The organism is Paenibacillus terrigena DSM 21567 (assembly GCF_000374845.1).
Classification (GTDB): Bacteria; Bacillota; Bacilli; order Paenibacillales; family Paenibacillaceae; genus Paenibacillus_K; species Paenibacillus_K terrigena.
In genome coordinates this window covers 111,734-133,276 of record NZ_KB895413.1, presented here as the reverse complement: position 1 = coordinate 133,276, position 21,543 = coordinate 111,734, and the positions used below count along the sequence as shown (strand labels likewise).

At 47.1% G+C, this 21,543-nt stretch carries 22 protein-coding genes; 6 read left to right on the top strand and 16 right to left on the bottom strand.

Features of this window, described 5'->3' with window-relative positions:
• The first annotated feature begins 133 nt into the window (after window positions 1-133).
• Window positions 134-997, top strand: coding sequence for a helix-turn-helix transcriptional regulator (locus C558_RS0104555; RefSeq protein ID WP_018755052.1), 864 nt, complete (start codon window positions 134-136; stop codon window positions 995-997).
• Here the strand turns inward: C558_RS0104555 and C558_RS0104550 are convergent.
• The 13 genes from C558_RS0104550 to C558_RS0104490 form a co-directional block, all read right to left on the bottom strand.
• On the bottom strand, window positions 942-2,048 hold the full coding sequence (locus tag C558_RS0104550; protein ID WP_018755051.1) for a HAMP domain-containing sensor histidine kinase: 1,107 nt from the start codon (window positions 2,046-2,048) through the stop codon (window positions 942-944). The genes C558_RS0104555 and C558_RS0104550 overlap by 56 nt on opposite strands.
• Window positions 2,038-2,724 carry a response regulator transcription factor gene (locus C558_RS0104545; RefSeq protein WP_018755050.1) on the bottom strand — a complete coding sequence of 229 codons (687 nt, stop codon included), beginning with the start codon at window positions 2,722-2,724 and terminating at the stop codon, window positions 2,038-2,040. The genes C558_RS0104550 and C558_RS0104545 overlap by 11 nt, the downstream gene beginning before the upstream one ends.
• A 15-nt stretch (window positions 2,725-2,739) precedes the next feature.
• Window positions 2,740-3,234, bottom strand: a complete 495-nt coding sequence (locus tag C558_RS30370; protein ID WP_018755049.1) for a DedA family protein — start codon at window positions 3,232-3,234, stop codon at window positions 2,740-2,742.
• Window positions 3,224-3,823, bottom strand: coding sequence for a class I SAM-dependent methyltransferase (locus C558_RS0104535; protein ID WP_018755048.1), 600 nt, complete (start codon window positions 3,821-3,823; stop codon window positions 3,224-3,226). The genes C558_RS30370 and C558_RS0104535 overlap by 11 nt, the downstream gene beginning before the upstream one ends.
• Window positions 3,824-4,248: 425 nt before the next feature.
• Window positions 4,249-4,968 (bottom strand): DNA alkylation repair protein, encoded by a 720-nt coding sequence (locus tag C558_RS0104530; protein ID WP_018755047.1) that lies wholly within the window; start codon window positions 4,966-4,968, stop codon window positions 4,249-4,251.
• A 36-nt stretch (window positions 4,969-5,004) separates the two neighbouring features.
• Window positions 5,005-5,883: a radical SAM/SPASM domain-containing protein gene (locus C558_RS0104525; protein WP_018755046.1), complete on the bottom strand. Its 879-nt coding sequence runs from the start codon at window positions 5,881-5,883 to the stop codon at window positions 5,005-5,007.
• 107 nt (window positions 5,884-5,990) lie between these two features.
• Complete coding sequence (locus C558_RS0104520) at window positions 5,991-6,671, bottom strand: GNAT family N-acetyltransferase (protein ID WP_245583750.1); 681 nt, start codon at window positions 6,669-6,671, stop codon at window positions 5,991-5,993.
• 5 nt (window positions 6,672-6,676) lie between these two features.
• A complete protein-coding gene (locus tag C558_RS0104515) occupies window positions 6,677-7,258 on the bottom strand; it encodes a DJ-1/PfpI family protein (protein ID WP_018755044.1) in 582 nt (193 codons plus the stop codon).
• Between the two features lie 49 nt (window positions 7,259-7,307).
• The gene (locus C558_RS33610) at window positions 7,308-7,469 is read right to left on the bottom strand and encodes a hypothetical protein (protein ID WP_018755043.1); all 162 of its coding nucleotides are present in this window, start codon (window positions 7,467-7,469) and stop codon (window positions 7,308-7,310) included.
• Window positions 7,470-7,510: 41 nt separating this feature from the next.
• Window positions 7,511-7,891 (bottom strand): hypothetical protein, encoded by a 381-nt coding sequence (locus tag C558_RS30365; RefSeq protein ID WP_018755042.1) that lies wholly within the window; start codon window positions 7,889-7,891, stop codon window positions 7,511-7,513.
• 25 nt (window positions 7,892-7,916) lie between these two features.
• The gene (locus C558_RS33605) at window positions 7,917-8,471 is read right to left on the bottom strand and encodes a hypothetical protein (protein ID WP_156825992.1); all 555 of its coding nucleotides are present in this window, start codon (window positions 8,469-8,471) and stop codon (window positions 7,917-7,919) included.
• Between the two features lie 52 nt (window positions 8,472-8,523).
• Window positions 8,524-8,874: a zinc ribbon domain-containing protein gene (locus tag C558_RS0104495; RefSeq protein ID WP_018755040.1), complete on the bottom strand. Its 351-nt coding sequence runs from the start codon at window positions 8,872-8,874 to the stop codon at window positions 8,524-8,526.
• 83 nt (window positions 8,875-8,957) lie between these two features.
• Window positions 8,958-9,425 (bottom strand): GNAT family N-acetyltransferase, encoded by a 468-nt coding sequence (locus C558_RS0104490; protein ID WP_018755039.1) that lies wholly within the window; start codon window positions 9,423-9,425, stop codon window positions 8,958-8,960.
• Between the two features lie 160 nt (window positions 9,426-9,585).
• Here C558_RS0104490 and C558_RS0104485 point away from each other — a divergent pair, with 160 nt between their 5' ends.
• Window positions 9,586-9,795, top strand: coding sequence for a DUF6199 family natural product biosynthesis protein (locus C558_RS0104485; RefSeq protein WP_018755038.1), 210 nt, complete (start codon window positions 9,586-9,588; stop codon window positions 9,793-9,795).
• A 45-nt stretch (window positions 9,796-9,840) separates the two neighbouring features.
• Here the strand turns inward: C558_RS0104485 and C558_RS0104480 are convergent, their stop codons facing one another.
• Window positions 9,841-11,769, bottom strand: coding sequence for a bifunctional 2',3'-cyclic-nucleotide 2'-phosphodiesterase/3'-nucleotidase (locus C558_RS0104480; protein ID WP_018755037.1), 1,929 nt, complete (start codon window positions 11,767-11,769; stop codon window positions 9,841-9,843).
• A gap of 264 nt (window positions 11,770-12,033) precedes the next feature.
• On the opposite strand from C558_RS0104480, the gene C558_RS0104475 reads away from it, so the two are divergent.
• The 4 genes from C558_RS0104475 (at window position 12,034) to phnE (C558_RS0104460) (ending at window position 15,472) form a co-directional block, all read left to right on the top strand.
• Window positions 12,034-12,999: a phosphate/phosphite/phosphonate ABC transporter substrate-binding protein gene (locus C558_RS0104475; RefSeq protein WP_018755036.1), complete on the top strand. Its 966-nt coding sequence runs from the start codon at window positions 12,034-12,036 to the stop codon at window positions 12,997-12,999.
• An 87-nt stretch (window positions 13,000-13,086) separates the two neighbouring features.
• The gene (gene phnC / locus C558_RS0104470) at window positions 13,087-13,863 is read left to right on the top strand and encodes a phosphonate ABC transporter ATP-binding protein (RefSeq protein ID WP_018755035.1); all 777 of its coding nucleotides are present in this window, start codon (window positions 13,087-13,089) and stop codon (window positions 13,861-13,863) included.
• Window positions 13,860-14,672 (top strand): phosphonate ABC transporter, permease protein PhnE, encoded by an 813-nt coding sequence (gene phnE / locus C558_RS0104465; RefSeq protein WP_018755034.1) that lies wholly within the window; start codon window positions 13,860-13,862, stop codon window positions 14,670-14,672. Before phnC ends, phnE (C558_RS0104465) begins: the two co-directional genes overlap by 4 nt.
• A complete protein-coding gene (gene phnE, locus C558_RS0104460; protein ID WP_018755033.1) occupies window positions 14,669-15,472 on the top strand; it encodes a phosphonate ABC transporter, permease protein PhnE in 804 nt (267 codons plus the stop codon). The genes phnE (C558_RS0104465) and phnE (C558_RS0104460) overlap by 4 nt, the downstream gene beginning before the upstream one ends.
• A 72-nt stretch (window positions 15,473-15,544) precedes the next feature.
• Here phnE (C558_RS0104460) and C558_RS0104455 read toward each other — a convergent pair whose 3' ends face one another.
• Together C558_RS0104455 and C558_RS0104450 are read right to left on the bottom strand one after the other, a co-directional pair.
• On the bottom strand, window positions 15,545-16,198 hold the full coding sequence (locus tag C558_RS0104455; protein ID WP_018755032.1) for a response regulator transcription factor: 654 nt from the start codon (window positions 16,196-16,198) through the stop codon (window positions 15,545-15,547).
• Entirely contained in the window at window positions 16,189-21,315 is a 5,127-nt protein-coding gene (locus C558_RS0104450) for an AAA family ATPase (protein WP_245583728.1), read from the bottom strand. The genes C558_RS0104455 and C558_RS0104450 overlap by 10 nt, the downstream gene beginning before the upstream one ends.
• Window positions 21,316-21,543: the final 228 nt, after the last annotated feature.

The window sequence follows — 21,543 nt, the reverse complement described above, 5'->3', positions numbered from 1 at the left end:
GAGCCTCCTTTGATTCGTTCGTATTGACGTTATTTTTGCACAGGGATTATCATATTACAAGTTGTTGTTTATCCTAGTATAATAAGTACCAGGTACTATGTTAAAGGAAACCATTTGAAAGGCGGAACGATCAATGAACCATCGTACACGACTGCAGGCCCTATCCGAATTTTTGACCAAACAACGAGCGAAAGTTCAACCGGATGCGCTCGGATTACCGCTCGGCACACGCCGCAGAACACCCGGACTCCGAAGAGAGGAAGTCGCTCAACTGGCTGGCGTCAGCACCACATGGTACACCTGGCTGGAACAAGGCCGAGACATTAAAGTGTCTGCTTCAGTCTTGGATTGTGTCGCGAATGCCCTTCAATTAACAAGCGATGAACGCAAATATCTATTTTCTCTCGCACTCGATTCAGGCAACCCGCAGATACCTATGACCGCAGAACAACCGGAGATCAGCCCTTCCTTGCAGCACATTTTGCAAGAATTAACCTATTGCCCGACGATCATCTCGGATCGCCGTTTCCAAATCGTTGGCTGGAATATCGCGGCCGCGCATGTATTCATAGACTTCCAACAGATTCCACGCGAGGAGCGCAATCTGATTCAATTGTTATTCGCACGTAAAGAATTCAAGAGCCTTGCTGGGAATTGGTCCGAGTTCGTGAACGGATTCTTATCGATTTTCCGGACGTATTATGGTCAATATGTGGATGATCCTTGGTATGAACAGTTTCTACGTGACATGCAAACCGCGTACCCTGAATTCGAACAGCTCTGGAATCAGAGCCAAGTCAGTTCTGCACCCGATGTCGTCATTGAATTTAGACATGCCAAAGCAGGCAAGATGCTGTTCCATCTCACCTCTTTGCAAGTTCAAGGCACACAAGATTTGAAGTGCAGCATTTACACGCCCGCACCAGAGTCCAATACCGAAATTAAACTACGAAAACTGATGCATCCGAAATCTGGGCTCGCGGAAGCTGAATTGTAAATGCAAAATGTCCCTCGTTGTGCCGTAATGTAATGTCGCCGCTATGCAGCAAGGCAATGTTTCTCGCGATCGATAGCCCAAGTCCCGAACCGGATTGAATAGCGTTCATACTTCTCGCATAATCCGCTTTATAGAATCGATCGAAGATGTGCTGCTCTTGCTCGATTGTCAGCGGCGGCCCATCGTTCTCAATCGTAATTAATACGTTTGAAGGCTCCACATGGAGCGTCGTCTGTATGACTCCGGGTCTTCGCGAGAACTTCAGCGCATTGATCAGCAGATTATCCAACGCACGAATGATTTTCTCTGGATCTGCAACAATGTATTCTGGGTGGCTGCCCAAGGACCATCGTATTTCGACCTGATATTCTTCCGCAATCGGTTCAAATTCCGTTAGCAACTGCTCCAACATTTCCCTGACATCCATCGGTATTTTGTTCACCGTGACATCATGCGAGGTTAATCGCGTGTATTCGAATAAATCCTCAACCAAGCTCTGAAGCTGCGTCGCTTTTTTATACGTATTCTGAACGAATCGTTCATGCTCTTCTTCATTCTGGTACGATTTGTTTCGAATCAATCCTAAATACCCGATGATGCTTGTTAAAGGCGTACGTAGATCGTGGGAAATCCCGGTAATGAGATCCATTTTTGATTTCTCCAGCTCACGCTCTTTGTTCTGCTGCTGGAGCAGCGCCTCAGCCATCTCATTAATACGCTGCGCAACGGTCCCTAACTCATCTTCACGGAGAACGGGCACGCGATAGTTCAAGTCCCCTTGAGATATCGTCTTCAAACCCTCGGCCATCTGAAGCACATAACGAACAATGGGCCGTGTCATCGTGAAGAAAATGATCATTAGCCCGCCGAAAAAAATGATTGGATCCAATACCACTAGGAATCCTTTTCCTTTCAAGGGTAGTATTTGCGTGAAAAACTCATACAAAGAAAAAAACATAAACAAGATGATGATACTAATCACAAAACGCCACAGTATTGCGACACGGATGCTCTTCTTGCCGCTGACACGATCCCAGAGTTTATTGATCAATTTTATAACCAACCCCCCATACGGTCTTGATATATACGGGGCTTCGGGGGTTTACTTCAATTTTCTCGCGAAGATTGCGGATATGCACCATCACGGTGTTATCCGAGAACCCTGTTACTTCCTTCCAGACGAGTGTATAGATCCGATCCACATTAAATACCTGACCGCGATGACTTGCAAGTAATTCCAGAATCGAGAATTCAATCGGCGTCAGACTTACGACCTGCCCTCTAACGATGACTTGGTGCTGCACACGATCTATGGTAAGATCCTGCACTTGAATAACTTCGTCGCTATTTAACGCCGAATGCGAGAGAGACAACCGGCGAAATTGCGCTTTGACTCGAGCGAGAAGCTCCAATGGGTTGAATGGCTTGATCATATAATCATCAGCACCCGAGGTGAGACCAGTGATTTTATCGATATCCGCATCTTTAGCCGATAACATAATAATCGGAATCCCTGAGGCTTCCCTTATCTTCATACATGTAAGAATACCATCCATTCGGGGCATCATCACATCGAGAATCATCAGGTGGATCCGTTCACTACGTAGTATATCGAGTGCTGCCACCCCATCTGCCGCTTCGATCACCTGATAACCTTCATTCCGAAGATAGACATGAATGACATCACGGATATCCGGATCATCATCCACTACCAACACGGTCGGCATGACAGCCCACCTCCTTTACGATTGAATATAATAGCTGGCCTTAAGCCCTACGATAAAATAAACGCCAGTCCAGAGCAGTCCCGCAGTCGCAGAGAATGCTGCGTACTTGCGATAAGACATCTGATGCATTCCTACCAGATAAGGTAAGATATGACGAACCCCGGGAATAAAATAACTAATCAGCAGTGCATACCCGCCATAGCTACTGACCAGCCGCTCTGCGTGCTCGACTGATCGTCTCAGCCGTTTCTGGTTACGCAGCCTTTCCAAGATCAAGGGTCCGCAATATCGCCCAAGCACATATCCGATCGATAGACCGGTAATCACACCGATGTATGTCAACATAAACGCAGGGAACGCATGCAGCAAGCCCGACTGACTAACGGCTCCACCAGTCATGACAATTACTTCATCGGGGATCGGAAGCCCGACAATCCCGAGCCATAAGGCAAAGAATAATGCGGCATAACCGAACTGCTCGATCCAATGCAGCAATTGATCAACATTCATTGTCCATAGTCCTTTTTTTACGACAGACATATATACAAGCAGGCGGGATATTCAAAGCCACGAACTTGATCTTCTCAATTTCAAAATATCGACTCAGCTCCTGCTTCATTTGCAAGGAATATTGAAAGGCGATGAACTGTCCCCCCGGTCTTAACGACCGATATATTTCGTCCATGAGCTGGTTGCGCAGCAATGGGCTGAAGTTGAAGAATGGCAGTCCGCTCAGGATGCAATCATAGGATTGAAGATGATGTTGCCTTGCTTCTACTCTCAAATCTAATGCATCCTCAGCAACTTGAAATTGCGGATACGCTGCAGCCAGACGATTTCGCATGACCCTGTCTTTCTCGAACAAAAATACCTTCATGTCTTCTGGCACGCTCTTCTTCTGAGCCACGATCTCAGCCAAATGCGCCGTAATCGCGCCAGTTCCCGAACCTAGCTCACCAATACAATGCGTAGATTCCCAATCCACCTCATTCAACATGCTGCACGCTAGAAATCTGGAGCTCGGCGTAATGCTTCCAATCTCTCTCGGGTTCACCATAAACTTCTGCAGGAATAACCACTTATCCTCGGCCCAATTCATCGCTATACACTCCCTCTCTAAGTAAGACTAAGTGTATCGACCAAATCTGAAGTTCTGAGAGAGCAAAATCTAAAGAAATGTTGAAGACTTCTTCCTAGCACAAAAAGCCGCTCCCGTACGACATCCCGAGCAGCGACTTCTTGAAGACTTGCCTATTCTATTAGTGCGTGTTCAAAAAGTCGGCATTTCAGCACCTGAGCGTTTTCGAAGAAAACGTACATCGTAAGCATATGCTCTTCGAAGGTGAACGTAAGATTCGATGTCGATTATGCTTCTTGAATGACTTCGTGATGTATAAACCTTTATCGAAGTAACTCCCTCGATGAGCGACCGCGATTGTAATGTAGGTTTAGACGCCAATCAGAAAGAAAGCCACTTTCTGATGTGGGCAAATGATGACTTTTTGAACAACCTCTATTAAGGTTCTAACATATACATGTTTTTTTCTTCATACCAAGACTTCCTCTTGCGGCGATCTTGTTCATATACTCCGTAGCAAGCGGAACTTTACATGCCGTCTGGCCCATATCGACACGAACGGGGCCGATTTGTTCTGCAACGCGCATCGCGTCTTCATGAAGCTCTTTCACCGATGCACCAATGGAAATGACGAAGCTGTTCATCGTGTAACGGACCCGATTCCGCTCTGTATGGATCGATTTCGCAATCTGCTGCAGCAGCTCGCGAATCTCTGCCATGTCGAGCTGCTCATCTGGCGTAATCATTACATGATTCGCATAGGTGCTCCAGCCGCAGGTCGCGATCATCTCGGACGGAGACTTCATCCACTCTCGTGCCAGCTCAAGCGCATACGGACTCTCCGCCGCAATATTCGCAACTGTATATTCCGCGGGCGTATACCAATACGCTTGCTTCACCCATTGCTGCAGCATGTCCTTTGTCACCGTCTTAGGGTTTACGGTCAGCCCTGCCAAATACATCGCGTCTGCATTACCCGTATCATAAAGGGCTTTGGCTAATGCTTGATCCTTCTTCACGTCCTTAACGAGCTTCTTCATATCGCCAATCCGAACCCCAAAGAGCGGTTCCTGCGCACCATGGCGAAGGAAGGTTTTCTTCGTCTGTTCTGTGCCCATGGCTTCAAGCTTGTCCATCACTTCTTCTAAAGTTAAGGTCACCCGCATCACAACTCCTAACGATTCATTATTCCACTGCTCTTCCTATGTGCCAAACCGTTGTCGATACCCACATTTCCGACATAATTCCTCGACGACTTCGCGACGTGAGAATCCATCAACCATGCGATTCGCTCGATCACTCTCGATAATCTCGGAGAAGTTCGTCTGGTTCACATTCCCCAGATTAATGACACCCTCCCCATCTAGACAACAAGGTATCACCGTGCCATCGACGAGAATCCCGGCTTGATTGCGCAGCCCATGACAGAAACCCGGACCCTCAATTTCAGGTGCTTGAAGGCTTGGCCATTGGAATTCATGATCCATATTAATATAGACACGATCGGCAATTTTCAACCCGCTGCCGCGTTTGAACTGCTCTTCAATGCGATAATCCAAATTGAATTCTTGTTCAATCAAGGACAAAATCTCACGATTCCGGCTGCGCTCCAGATTCGTCTGGTTATCTTCATCCAGATTCCAGAGCCGCAGCGAGAATATAATTTCCGTCTTCTCCAGTGCCTCTTTGACGAAGTCAAGCACCATTTTGACATAGCCTTCTTTATCTATTGAGCCTTCATGTCCATCGAAGCTGTGCAGCGAGAAATTCATCTGACGCAGCGCAGGCTTGCCAAGCAGCTTCTCCCTGTTCTTATGAAGCAGCGTCCCATTGGATGTAATATTGACTTTAAACCCTTTCTCCGCGCTAATATCGAGCAGCTCATCGACTTTCGGATGAAGGAGGGGCTCGCCTTTGACATGGAAATAAATATACTCTGCATGAGGTTTAATCTGATCAAGTATATTCGTGAACGCGTCCACCTTGATAAAATTCGCCTTGCGGCCAGTCTGTGGGCAGAAAGTGCATGCCAAATTGCATATACTCGTAATCTCTATATAAAATTTCTTAAACTTCTTCACGTACCGATTCTCCGTTTCCAATGTTGACTTATCTATATCCATCCTATCAATCATGACATAAATGAATTCATAAGATCAATAGTGAAAATATCGGCAGTAGATAGCCATTACATATAAATACTAAAATCAGCCCCGTAGGGAACGAGTTTACACTTCTGCGCAATACGCTGTGAACCGATATTATCCCATGATGTACTATAGAGCGCAATTCGCCCTTGCGCATGAAGATGCTCACACCACCGAGAGACGACGCGTGACGCATATCCTTTTCCACGAAACGGCTCGGCTGTATAAAGACTTGCCTCTGACGCCACCTCCGAAGTTCTCGCACTACAGCAGACAGAGACGGCTTGGCCTTCTACCACGTATCCGAAGACTGGGCTTTTGGCTTCAATCACATCCTGCAGCTCTGCGAAATACGTTTCTAGTAATAGGCTATTGTTCTGCGTAATCTGTACGATACGTTGATCTTCCATCCGAGGGGTAGAATGCCCCGTGTAAACATAGGCAGGACCCATCCAGATGTTCTGAATGGGATGATACTGTTCAATGATACGGCAGAGCTGGTTGATGGAGATAGGATCGCAGATCGCTTCCTCCAACTCGGTTACTAACGAATCAGACATCTGCTGATGGTAGTAACACTGGATACGATCCTGCGTCTTTCCTATGAACAACAGCGGCGCCCCGGAAAAGTCACCCTCATTTATTCCCGTTATCCTCTCCTCTGCATTCCATCGATAGAGGGTTCTCGCTTGAATCTTCATGAGCTCTGCATCGGAAATCATTGGCTTCAAATGAACTCGACCACCTTCGGTGGCACATACGGATAATCCAATTGCTGCTTTACTTCAAGCATCGCGTCTACCCCTGCTAACCATTCTATGATGTATAAGCCTAGATCAATCGAGGTCGCTACTCCGCCACCTGTGATGACGTTGCCATCTCGGACAATCCGCTCCTGAATGACATCACAATATTCCGTTAGCAGATCGTATGCTCTTGGATGCGTTGTTGCTTTTTTGCCTTGCAGGACGCCTGCTGCTCCCCAAAGTAACGATCCCGTACAGACTGATACTTTATATTTCACATCTTGCGCTTCGCGCAGCCAACTCACGAATGTCTCATCGAATCGAAGCTTCCGCGTCCCTAGGCCACCGGGCACGAACACCATATCATAGTCTGCCAGATGCGGCCGAATTTTCTGGACTTTCACCTTCATTCCGAGCTCGTCTGTAATTTCGTCTGTCAATCCACAGATATCCCAGGTGACGCCCTTGGATGATTCGAATTGATTCAAATTATAAATCACATCATAGAATCCAACAAAATCTAAAAATGTCACACCGTCAAACAAAACAAATGCAATTCTCAACTTGCATCTCTCCTTTTCAAGTACAATGGCAGCTCTTGTAAATGGTTATCTATAATAAAAGTTCTTCCACACGTGTCATCCAATCGCCTGTCTCATCGGATAATAAGGTACGCCAACCTAAGGCTATAGCAGGTGCGAAGTTCTTCTGCTGGTCATCCACATAAAGAATAGATCCGTTCCTAAGAAGCTTCTCTTGAACACTTTGAAACATCCGTTGATCTGGCTTGCAGTACCCCGTCTCACTTGAAACGGTCATACTGGTGATGTAACGTTGAACGGGGTGTAGTAGAGGAGTAATCCACTCTGTGCGATGATTCGTGAGGAGATGAAGATCTGCCGACTGGCTCCATCGTGATAGACGTTCCATGGCGGGCAACGGTACGAGATGAGAAGGATACGCTCCACTTCTTGGGCGTGTACAGCGGGGATTTGGGCCGAGATCCACGTGAAGAACGCCGTATCCGGAACAGCCCCGCTCCACAAATCCTGTCGGAGCTCTGACTTGAAATGTCTGCGCAAATCCGTCGCTGAACGCTCCTCGGCATAAGTCACAATCTCATCCCAGAACTGCGGGGAGAAGTTCGAAATGAGTACACCTGCGACATCGAAGATCACTTGCGGCCTATTCTGCAAGGAACACCCCCCTTTTTCTGCATACTTAACCTGTTGTTATTCGAACATCGATGACACAATCTTGCTCCATATCGAGCAGTAACCAAGAACGATCCAAACTGAAAACACTTCGTTCTAATCCGAGGCGATACGTTAGTTGAGTGGATTGGTCACGATACGTTAAAACCGTCGGTGCCCCGAGCACTTCCTCGACCTCGTGTCGCTTCAGCCCCTTAAGATCGCGTGTGCTTAATAAATCAGACACCATACGAACCCGACTTTCTGGATCACTCAGCCACCGCGCAGCGTTGAAATGGGAATAATATTCATTGGATGCAAGCTGTACAAACGTAACCAGCATAGCTAGAACAGCACTTCCGCTAATCATTCTCCTCCCCCAGCGTCTAGTATCAACCCTATCCCAACAATACCGTAAGAGAATGAACCAGACGATCCCAGGCAAAATGACGATACCTAGAGATCCCCAAGAAATTGTAATGTCCAGAACCCGAATGACGGACAGCATCAAAGCATACCCTGCTAGATAGATGAGAAAAGATATCCCAATAATGATAGAAAAGAGCTTATACTGAAAGTTCACTTTCTAACCTCTCTTCGTCCTATGATTTATTCCCTTCTAGAGCTTTCAACTACTACCCGCCGAATAGAATATCCATGACGGTGCTGAGCTGTCCTGTCTTATGGCCTTCAAGCACGTCTGGATCATAGATCTCAACGAATCCACATACCAGACAGGAGACAAATAGAAAGTGATGGTGTTCAATATCGAACAATTTACTAAGTCCTGTTCTTGTCATGGCGACTTCCTTCGTACTACAAGCGGTACCCTTGCACTTTGCGCATTTGAAGCGATCTTCGATCATATCCACGACACTGCATTCTTCGAATACCTCTTCCTCGTCCTCATCTAGCATCAACGGATCCTGAGTTTCTTCAAAATCTTCGTCTGAAATCTCATGCAGCTTCTTCTTGCACGCTGGCATCTCCCGTGCTTGATCGTAACTTCTTCATGACACCACGGACACTCGATCATCTGCATCCCCACCTTCTTCCTAGATCGACTTGCCTATTCATGATGGATATCCAAAGCAAGCCGGATCATATCACGACACGGAATGCCATTCTCCTCAATCGCTTCCTCATAATGTCGTACGAAGAAATCCACATCAACACCCACAATCCGAAAGCCGCATTTCTGGTACAAATACAACTGCATCACGCTTGAGTTCCCCGTTCCAATCTCGATGGTCTTCGCACCAAGCCGCTTGGCTTCTTGGATGGCTTGCTTCACTAATCTTTTCCCGAACCCTTGGCCTTGGGCGCCATCATCGACTGCAATATTCACAATTTCTACCGTAGCCGGCCGCGTTGGAATGAGGACGAACTCGCCAACAAGGCGATCTCCACAATAAGCTAGCACACAATGTCCGCGTCGAAAATAATCATCCACCATTTCTTTCGATGGATCTGCAAGTAATAATAAATCGTATGGGATTGGATCAGCTGATTCATAAGTTTTATACGTAAGCTCCAAGTTCCACACTCCCTCCACTTCAATCAAAATATTCCTGCCACTTTCACATACCAAAACCGGATGATATTCTAGTATTTGGAAGGAAATCTATTCCTAGTTTACCATAGATGAGTTGATTTTTTTATGCAAATAATGGACAAAAATGGAGGAGAGTTGCGTAATGATCATTTTTATCGGCATCATCTTTCTTGCGATTGGCATACTCCGATATACATATCCATCCATCACATGGCGGCCGAAAGAACGCTGGATGGTGAATAGCGATTCCGAACCAAGCGATACGTATCTGTCTATAGCGAGGTACTTAGGATTTATTATGATACTTGCTGGATCGATCTTCATCCTAATCGGAATCCTCACGATAGGATGAACAGCAACAAAGACCTTAGACAATGTCTAAGGTCTTCTATGTTGATCAGCGCAAATCAAGCGTATAAATACCAAACCCTTGGTCATCGAGCCTTCCCGTATATTGAATACGAGGCATGTCATCCAAGTACTTCACCGCGGCCGGTGCGCTTCTAAACGTAACTTTCACTGGAGCTTCAATGGAGGCAATTCGCCAATTGTGATCTGCAGTAGGATCGAGATGTCTCTCTTGAAGCAAATAGTCCATCAGCACTTGCTTATTCTCATCTGCGGAATCGATGACCACCTCTGCGCCTAGAATGCCTGGGAAATTGCCGCCGCCATAAACCCGATAGTTATTCGAGACCACAATGAAATCATCATTCCGTTCAATCGGTACGCCGTTCACCTTCAAATTGACAATTCTACAGGCATTCGCGTCGTTGATTGTACCGTCTGGATTGTATTTGGCTGGTTGGGTCACGTCAATCTCATAGGTTACGCCGTCGATAATATCGAAGTTATAGACGGAGTACAATGGGTTAAGCAGCGGTTGCTCCTCTGGATTCGAAGGATCAATTTGGTTATAAGCACCTGCTGACATTTCCAACCATTCCCGAACTACTGCTCCTTTGACTTTGACGGCCTTTAGCAGGTTGTCATACAAGTACAAATCACTAGCACTCTTAATCGCAATCGGACCTGCGTCGATATCGGTGTATTCGGAAGGCCCGTTCCTCCCAGCCTTAAAAGGCGAGCCAACCGATAGAATCGGTAAGTACCTGTCCTGCGGCCGATGTGTCTCGATATAACGTTTGGCATACCACGTCTGCGCGTTCGTCACCATTTGAATCGACGGATCATCTTGTACAAACGCAAAATAACTATAGATCGGTTCACTTGTCATCCCGATCGGCGCGTTCGCATAGTCTACCGTTGCTTGATGCGCTGACGCAATGCATTCTACCAATCGCGAATCAGGGAATACGAGCGGCTCTCCTGTTTTCCTGTCATAAATCGATTTGTTATGAGATTGCGAATCAACGACCGTCCACCTGCCCTCGCGCCAAGCAAGAGTCAAATCAATGACACCTAATTCAGCCCCGCCATAACCGGCCTGAACTGCCGCTACGCCATGAATGGTCCCTTTCTTATAATCTATATCAGGCAACGGATTTCCCTGCGCATCTTTGAACGAAATGTCTAAGGACTGTAAATCTCTCGTCGGGAACACCTTATGTGTATGTGAGAACGTGATGGCATCGATTCCAGAGACTTGACTAAGCGACAACACCGTATTCTCCGCACCCTGTCCCCCCGTATCCGCTCCATCAAAGCCTGTATGTGCCAAAACGACGACAACATCAGCCCCCTCCGATCGCATCCTCGGCACGAAATCCGCCGCCGTCTTGACGATATCGTCTACCGTTACTTTCCCTTCCAAATTCGCCTTGTCCCATTCCATAATTTGCGGCGTAACAAGACCGATCACTCCGATCATAAGTTCATGGACCGTACCATGTTGATCGATACAAGGTTTTTTCAGCAAGACGTAGGGCTGGAATTTGTTGATACGTTCTGTCCCTTCGGCAACGTATACGTTGGCATTGACATAAGGAAAATCAGCGTCACCAACCACTTGCTCCAAATAATCCAGTCCATAATTAAACTCATGGTTGCCATATGTCGCCGCATCATATCCCATCGCATTCATGATGGAATAGACAGGATGTATCGAACGCTGTTCAATTTCATGATTGATTTTCGCAAAATAAGTGCCAAGCGGCGTACCTTGAATCAAATCCCCATTATCTACAAGCAATGTATTAGAAACTTCAGCCCGAGCCTCATGCACCAGCGAAGCCGTCCGCACAAGACCAAGCTCAGGGGCTGGGACATCTCTGTAATAGTCATAATCCATCAGATTCGCATGCACGTCTGTTGTCTCCAAAATTCGCAGCGTAATCAACGGCTCCTTACGTATTATATTGTCCATACGCTTCGTCATTCCCCTCTCTGGCACTCCGTCATTGCATCGTTTTATACCTACTATAACTTGTTTTTCATCGCTTGTAATTTACATGGAATTCACATCTTACAGTCCGATAACAATCTTCCCCATTTTTCATATTCATTTTACACAAATGCCCATCCCAGTTAACCCTTGCATCTTTGCACTATGTTACGCTCCTATATGTCAGATGAATCCATCTGATAGATGCTAATAGAATATATATGAATCCTGGAGGGGAACTTGAACATGTTCAAAAAAGCAATGACCATCTGCATGACGATTATCCTGGCGACAGGCCTTGCCGCATGTGGATCCAAAAATGCAAGCAGCGAAACGACTGTGAATGCCGATTCCTCAAGTTCAGCAGCAAGCACGGCCTACGTTCCAAAAGAACTTAACGTACAGTTCGTCCCATCACAAAATGCCGATACGCTTGAAGCGAAGACGAAGCCGCTGGAGAAATTGCTCGGCGACCGCCTTGGCATTCCGGTTCATGTCTCTGTCTCACCTGACTACAATACAATCGTCGAGGCCATGGCTTCGAAGCAAGTCGATGTCGGCTTCCTGCCTCCAAACGCCTATGTTCTGGCACACGATAATAAGAAGGCGGTAGATCTTCTACTCCAAGCACAGCGTTTCGGCGTAGATGATGCAACAGGTCAACCGACGACGGAGAAAGTTGATTTCTATAAAGCAATGATCGTTGTGATGAAAGATTCTCCAATCAAGACACTCGCTGACTTGAAAGGTAAAAAAATAGGTTGGCAGAACGTAACTTCGTCCGCCGGATATGTTTTCCCAGCCGCTGAATTGAAACAAGCTGGAATCGACCCAGACAAGGATGTTCAAGGGGTAACGATTAAAGGTCATGATGCAGCGCTGATGGCGCTTCTGAACGGTCAAGTCGATGCTGTCGCTAACTTCCAAGACGCACGGAATACGGTAGCGAAAGACGTTCCGGACGTATTCGAGAAGACTCGTGTGCTTCACTTCACGGCGAAGATCCCTAACGATACCGTAAGTGTTCGTAACGATATGGACCAAAGCTGGAGAGACAAGATCAGCCAAGCGTTTATCGATATCACGAATGATACTGAAGGTGCTCAAATCATCAAAGATATTTACACGCATGTAGGTTATGTCAAAGGTGACGACAAGAACTTTGAGCCTGTGCGCGAGTACGCAAAAGCCGTGGGCCAAGAAATTAAGTAAGCGAACACGGAGCAGCACCGTTCATGAACCTTCATGACGGTGTTGTTTCTATTTACACTATATTGATAGAGAGCGAGTGTTACGAAAATGATTACTTTCGAGAACGTATCCAAAACGTATCCTAATGGAACAGCAGGACTTCGAAATGTGAACTTGACGATACATGAAGGCGAACTGGTGGTCATTGTCGGATCGTCCGGCGCAGGCAAATCAACGCTGCTGCGTTCCATTAACCGATTGAACGACATCTCAGCTGGCGAGATCAAGGTAAATGGCAAATCCGTCACGCGTGCCACAAGCAGTGAGCTTCGCCGGATACGTCGAGATATCGGAATGATCTTTCAGAGCTTCAACCTTGTCAAAAGATCCACTGTCCTCCGTAACGTGTTGTCCGGGCGCGTCGGTTACCACTCTACATTCAAGACGATGTTCGGTCTTTTTCCCAAGGAAGATGTCGAGCTATCACTTCATGCCCTCGAACGGGTCAACATTCGCGAGAAGGCTTATATACGTTCAGATCAATTATCCGGTGGGCAGCAGCAGCGCGTATCCATTGCTCGCGCCTTGGCACAGGAAGCTCGGATCATTCTTGCAGATGAACCTGTTGCATCACTCGATCCTCTGACCACACGCCAAGTGATGGACGACTTGAAGCGTATAAACCAAGAAATGAACATTACAACCATCATTAACCTTCATTTTATTGACTTGGCACGCGAATATGCGACTCGGATCATCGGACTACGGGCCGGGGAAGTGGTATTTGACGGTACGCCGGCAGAAGCAACGGATCAGGTCTTCGCCGAAATTTATGGTCGGCCAATCCTTCAGGATGAACTACTTGGAGTTGGAGGTGTATCATGAGGTCTTCTTTATCACAGACTTCAGCACATCAACCATCGTCCAATGCACCGTTAATCGATCGTTACAAACGACTCGCCACATGGCTGCTATTCATTTTCGTACTGATCGCATGCTCCATTCGTACTGAGGTCACACCCTATCAGTTAGTTGTCGGCTTACCACAGATGGGCTCACTCTTGCAAGAAATGTTCCCGCCGGATTGGAGCTACCTGCCGACCATTTGGGGACCCATGCTGGAAACCATCCAAATCGCGATCATGGGAACGACGATTGGCGGTTTGCTTGCGATTCCTGTTGCGCTATTGTGCGCTTACAACCTCACGCCCAATCGATGGATATCGATCCCGATGCGCATGATCCTAAATCTTGTACGGACAATCCCTGATCTGCTGTTCGCCGCCGTATTCGTGGCGATATTCGGGATTGGTCCTTTTGCCGGGATGCTGGCGCTTGTATTCTTCTCGTTCGGTATTATCGCGAAGCTGACCTTTGAAGCCATCGAAGCCATCGATCCAGGACCACTTGAAGCGATGACCGCTGTCGGGGCCAACCGGATCCAATTGATCATCTTCGGCGTCATGCCGCAGGCATTGCCCTACTTCGTCTCCTACTTCCTGTATACCTTCGAGGTCAACGTCAGAGCAGCTTCTGTGCTTGGACTTGTCGGTGCCGGCGGGATCGGACTGCTGCTCGATCGTGCACTTGGTCTATTCCGTTATGACCGGGCATCTATCATTATTCTATTGACGCTAGCCATCGTTCTCATGATCGATTACGGCAGTGCTGTGATACGGAGGAAATTGCTATGAAACTAGATACAGATACATTGCAGAGACCCATCAGTTCACGCATTCGCTTCTGGGTGATTGCAGCATTAATGATTGCCATCTATTATTGGGCCATTCAAGGTATGCAATTCGAAGGATTACAGAAGACAGCCGGATCGGTCTCGAAATCCATCCTTACTGGCTTCCTGCATCCGGATTGGTCCTTCGTCTATATTCCTGAAGGTGAAGATTTGCTGCGAGGCTTGCTCGATACCCTTGTCATCTCAATACTAGGAACCGTTGTTGCGGCTGTAACCTGCATTCCCTTCGCATTCTGGGCCTCCTCCAATATGAGCCGTCAGTGGGCCGTCTCGGGCAGTGGTAAAGTCGTACTTAGCATCATTCGCGTATTTCCCGAAATTATCGTAGCGATCTTGTTCATCAAGGCCGTCGGTCCCGGCTCATTTGCGGGTGTTCTCGCGCTCGGAATCCATTCAATTGGCATGTTGGCCAAGCTCTATGCCGAGACGATTGAGAACATTGATCCTGGTCCCGAGGAAGCCCTGCTCGCCTGTGGTGCAAATCGCCTTCAAGTTTTGCGGTACGCCGTTCTGCCGCAAGTTATCCCGCAGTTTTTGTCCTATTCGATTTATCGCTTCGAGATCAATATCCGGTCTGCGACGACACTTGGTCTCGTAGGCGCTGGTGGGATCGGCACACCGTTGATTTTCGCGCTTCAAGTACGGAACTGGAACCGCGTCGGTATCATTCTGCTCGGCATTATCCTACTGATTATCCTGACTGACCTCGTATCCGGTTGGCTGCGCAAACGCATCATATAATCGACTCGCCATAGCAGAAGAGGGAGGTCTCTAAGAGACCTCCCTCTTCCAATTAACAAACTTCTGCACATTCTACAAGAGACTCTGGAGCCGAACAATCGCTTGCGCACGATCCACCACATCTAATTTACCATATAGATTACTAATATAATTACGAACCGTACCTTCGGCGATGAATAATGCTTCCGCAATTTCCCGGTTATTCAACCCTCTCATCATGTGCTGGGCAAGCTCCTTCTCGCGTTCCGTCAGACTGATTCGCCCAAGCTCTGAACGCTCACGATACGCCATATCCTGTGCAAATCGCGACATTCTCGCTGCTAATTTGGCCGCGACGGCAGCTGGAAGGATGAATTGTCCGGTCACGGTATCCCGGATTGACGCAATCATCTTATCGCCATCCATATCTTTAAGCATATAACCGCTGGCGCCATTCGCCATCCCTTCAATGATATATTCATCCTCAAGGAACGTCGTGAGAATGAGCGCGGCTGTCTCCGGACAAGATCCCTTGATATGCTTGAGTGCCGTGATTCCATCCATCACTGGCATCCGGATATCAAGCAGCACGATATCCGGCCTGAGCGCTTCCGCCATTTCACAGGCTTCTTGTCCATTCTTTGCGACACCAATGACCTCGAAATCCTCCTCCAAATCAAGGATCGTCCGAAGACCCTCCCTCGTCAGCAGTTGATCATCTGCGATCAATATTCGAATCATAGGCATCCACCCCCCCCTGTATCTCGCATCGAATAAGGTAATTCTATTCGCAATAGACAACCTTGGTCAGGTTCAGAATCGACGACAAATTGGCCGCCGAGCTGCTCCACCCGCTCACGCATTGCCGTGAGTCCAAATCCTAAATGGATCTCATTTGCACCAATACCGCAATCCTTAAGTTTCATTTTAATCACCGATTTTACGTACTCCAGGGTGAAATAGAATTCCTTGCTCTCACCGTGTCGAATACCATTCGTCAGCCCTTCTTGCACAGCATGATATATGGTTTTCTTATACGATAATGTTAGCTCAGGAAGCATACCGATAGAGGCGTGTATAACAGCCCCCATGTTCCGCTGCGTCTCTTCGATCAGCTGATGCAGCGCTTGAACAAGGTCATAATATTTGTCCTCTTTCAACATATGCACCGAACTTCGAATTTCATGGAGACCGTGACGTACAAGATCTTGCGCTTCCTTCAACCGTTTCGAAGCTTCTTCCCGATCTTTGTTCAGCAATCGCTTACCTGCTTCAATCTGGAGAATCGTCGAGGTCAATGTGTGCCCGACAATATCGTGAATATCATGTGCAATGCGATTCCGTTCCGCATAGACGGACATCTCAGAGAGCGCCGCCGCCGTCTCGCGCATGGATCGCTCCAGACTTCGAGTTCGCTCCTCCACTTGCTGTTCAAGATGATCTTTCAAATATTGAATCCCCGAATAGAGCTGCGCATTCTTAATTGAAATGGCACACTGAGAACCTAAGAGCTTAAGCACATCCAATCGATCCGAAGTGAAGACACCAGGAGCAAGCTTATTCTCCATATAGAGCAGGCAAATCAGTTTATTCTGATGCAATATCGGCAGACAAAGCACGGATTTCAACTTATTGCTGCTGATGTATGCATTTTGCATGAACATCCCTTCATTCGAAGCGTCATGCAGAACCAATTCCTCTCTTGTTCTAGCGACATATCCGATCATCGCAACCGGAAGGATATCGGATGCATCTTGTAACGAAATGGACGCGATGTTCATTTCTTCTACCGACCCATAAGCTTCAACGACCCATCTTCCTTCTTGAGCGAAAATAATCGCACCTGATTCCGCCCCTGCATTATGCAGCATGATGTTCATTAACGTATGCAGCAGCCGATTCATTTCCATCTCACCGGACAATGCCTGTGCAGATTTAACGACGGAGAGATAATCGATTCGCGCAAGCTCCGATTCACGCTTCACTTGCAAGAGGTGTGGATACTTCTCCTCTAAATCAGCCACTTTGGCATGTGCTCCCCATTGCGAATACGCTTCATATGCTTCCGTCATATACATTTTGGCCAGCTGCTGTCTCCCATGACGAAGACCATATCGCCCATAACCCTCTGCAATCATCGCAAGATCATGGATTAACCCATTCGATTTCGCCTGTTCGATTGCTTGCTCGTATAGAAGCTCTGCCTGTTTGTTCTGCCGTTTCAGACGCGCGATCTCAGCTTGAATCCATAAGTATTTATGCGCATAATTTGCTGGACTTCGCTTCGCATATCGCCGATACATAACCATTCGTTTACGCAGCTTCGCCATATATTCACGCTGCTCCTTAAGGCTAGCCCCCTCATAGAATTGCGCCCACACAAGAGATTCGTATAAATAATGAACCATATTATCGCTCTCAAAAGGAGATCGCGATGCAATAATCGCAGCCGCCTTTGCCAATGCTGCCTTCGCTTCCTCGTATTGACCGAACACATATCCTGGCAAATATTGAAGCGTGCATACAAGCTCTTGAACCAAGTGCGTCGGATCCCCATGCAATGATTCTGCAAAGTCTGCAATCAAGACGTCCGTCTCTGCGTAAGGATCATCCGGTGAGCGGTAACCAGTTAATCGAACAAGCAGGGCCGCAAATACTGCAGCTTGCTTCCAGTGCAGGCTGTTATTATTGCGCCGAATGCTCCGGCCATGTGCAATCAATCGCGCATAAATATCTCCCAGCGGATGACCGTAATGCAATAATATGCTGCAATGAATTAATACACTCTGATTGCTATGCCATAGATCCCCGGATTCTAGACCGACATAACCTGCCTGCCTCGAAAATGTCTCCAGCAACGAAGGTGCATATTGGCGCCAACTATCAAAACAAAGCGAAAATGAAGTTAATACCTTCACATACAATACGGAGTGAGGCTTCGCTAATTCGCAAGCAAGCATTCCCCACTTGGCAGCCTCTTCTTTCTGATGGAACATATAATACGTGAAAAGAGCATATCCAACAAATCCAATCGATGCTTCGGGTGACATCCCCTCATCAAGCGTCATTTGAATCAAGATTAAAGTGCATGCGAGCCAACCCTTCTTATTGGTTAGGAACAAGGCATTCGTGATATGTACTAGAATAGACATCGCCAGTTGAAGCTTCTCATCTGTCATCGTCTGTAATCGCTGGAGTGAATCCAATGTTTGCCTGCTTAATTTACGCTTCACCTTTAGCCAATGAGCCAGCAATTCGATCGTACTTGGGTTAAAATGATGATTCATTCCCAGCAATTTCAGCGCTGTGCGACCTAACGCAATCACTTCATCATAGTTGTCACGATTCGCCTCAATTTGAATCTTCATTTTATAGACACGCGCCTTCTCCAGATCGGATACCGCTTTGCGTATCAGCAGATGAAACAGATCGTTTGCCTCAGCGAAATGCGCACATAGAAATTCTACTTCCGCCCGTTCTTGAAAAGCTTGAAGGGTCAATGCATAATGAGATTCCCATCCTTCTTCCCCCAGTAGATCCGTTGCATTTCGCAAATAACCAAGGGCCGTCTCGTACGCAGTCGATTGTTTGGCCTTCAATCCTGCTTGCAAGCTCAGTTCTGCGCCGAGAAGGCGATGCTCTGAATCCATGATGATCTGTTCCGATACCAAATGAAAGTGATTTGCCGCTTCAAAAAGAACTTCCTCATGACCTTCCTTCATTCGATCAGCTAGCAACCGTCCGATTTGCAAATGAACAGATGATCGTTCGGCATCAGACACGAGTAAGTAGGCGGACTGTTGAATCCGGTCATGTTGGAACATATAAGTCAGTCGTTCCTCACCAATCACTTGAAGCAGCTGCTCGTGCACAGCAATTTGCAGCGCTTCAGAGCATTGCGATGGCGTCCGATTCGTTAGGGCGGCGAGCATGTCCAGATTGAATTTACGACCAAGGATCGCAGCTCTTCCAATCACGAATACAGTCTCCGTAGGTAAATGTAATAACTTATCCGATATGTAAGCAGCCACATTATCCGCGATATTCATCTCGGTAATTCTCTCCAGATCCCATTGCCACTTCCGGCTGGGCTCGTGTAGATAGATATATTGAGCATCCACTAAATCCTGCAAAAATTGCCTCACAAAAAACGGATTACCCATCGTCTTGTGGCGCAGGATCTTAACCAATTCCTTCGTATCCTCCTGTTCAACTTGCATCGCGTCACCGAGCAGTTGCTGCAAATCAGTTATACTTAGCGAGGTCAGTCGAATATGTTCCGCTTGTCTCGCACGGGATTGCACATGCTCTTGCAATGATTGTAGAGGAGATGGAGAGGTGTCTTGAACAACATCGTCGCGATACGTCCCAATCACGAGCAATTGTCTTGTCTCTCGATCCTCTAACAGAGACCTTAGACATTGCAGCGTCTCATCGTCGCTCCACTGCAAGTCATCCAGAAACAACACGAGTGGATGCTCCTGATGCAGAAATAGCTGAATAAACCGAACCAAGACCACATGGAACCGCTGCTTCGCCTCAACGGCTGGGAGCGGTGCGACAGTTGGCTGCTTCCCGATCAATAATTCCAGTCGAGGAACAAGCTCGATCAACAATTGACCATAACCTGCTACAGCATGGGCTATACGCAGCTTCCATACATCGACAAGCAGATCATCTTCGATGAGCACTTGATCTACGAGATGATTGATCATTTGAATCCATCCTTCGTAGGGTAAGGCGGTATGGTGCGGATCATATTTGCAAGAACCGACATAACATACCCCAGAAGCACGGAAAGTTTCATTCACGAACGACGTTTTACCAATCCCGCCGCTCCCGCTTACCCAGACAATCTCCGTTGATCCCGCTGCGGCTCGCTTTAACGCCTTAAGCAGCCGAGCTTGCTCCATTTTCCTCCCATAGAAGCCATCTCCAGCAAGTCTCCGATCCGGCAGATCCTTACTTCCAAGGACGAAGGGCTCGATCTGACCGGATTCGCAATAACTTCTGTAGCATTGTTCCAAATCATATTTTAATCCGTATGCACTGGTATACCTTTCCTCCGGCATTTTGGCCATACATTTGTCGACAATCGCCGATAACATATACGGAATGGTTAAATCTTTTGTTTTCATCGGTTCTGGCTTACTGGCCAAATGATGGTAGACGGTATCCGCTGCATCGCGCGGCGAAAAGGGCAGCGTGCCTGTAAACCACTCATAGAGCACGATCCCAAGCGAATAGAAATCAGATCGATGATCAGGCATCAGTCCCGTCCTGCCTGTCAGCTCAGGAGAGATGTATGGGAGCAGGGAATCTAGTCTCGCATCGAATCGCAAGGGTGTTCCGCCTTCACGGCTTGTGCTCATGCGGATATCGGCAATCGCGACTTCATGCGTATCAGGATTCACGATGAAATGCAATGGAGTCAATTCCTGATGCGTGATTCTCTCTTGATGTAGCTGTAGCAAGCAATCAACAGCACCAAGTGCAATGACGATCCGGTCCCTTAGTTTCAGATCACAACCCGAAGAATGCAGCAGATGAGCCATCGTGAACCCGCCATGATCCCGCATCATGAGGACGGGACGCTCGCCATCCATAATGAATGCATACGGTTCAACGCATCCATTCCCTTCGAAATGACAGAGAAGATCATATTCCTCTTGAAAAGCGGCAATCATCGACGAGCCTGGATAAGTATCCCGGGTTGTTTTGGCAATCACACATATGTTGTCTTCTATCATAATCATTCGGCATAGAATAATCTCCTCGTTGCTTCCGATCCATTCAACAAACTGATATCCTGCGAATTGCAGCATTGCACCGCCCCCATTGTCTGTTATGATTCTATTGTTCATATGCCGATCAACCCAATATTCTCCTTATTATACCATTCCCATTAGAAGTATGGATGATATTAGCAGAATGCTTACCATCTCTTCATTATTCTCGATAGTACATTCTAGAGATAAATGGCATTGGCCAGTAGTGACTGCTGTCATCACTTTGTCATATGACTATGAATCGGATTTCAATGAATTTGTAATCCATGACACCCTGTTGTCAGGTTTTCAGATTATAATGAG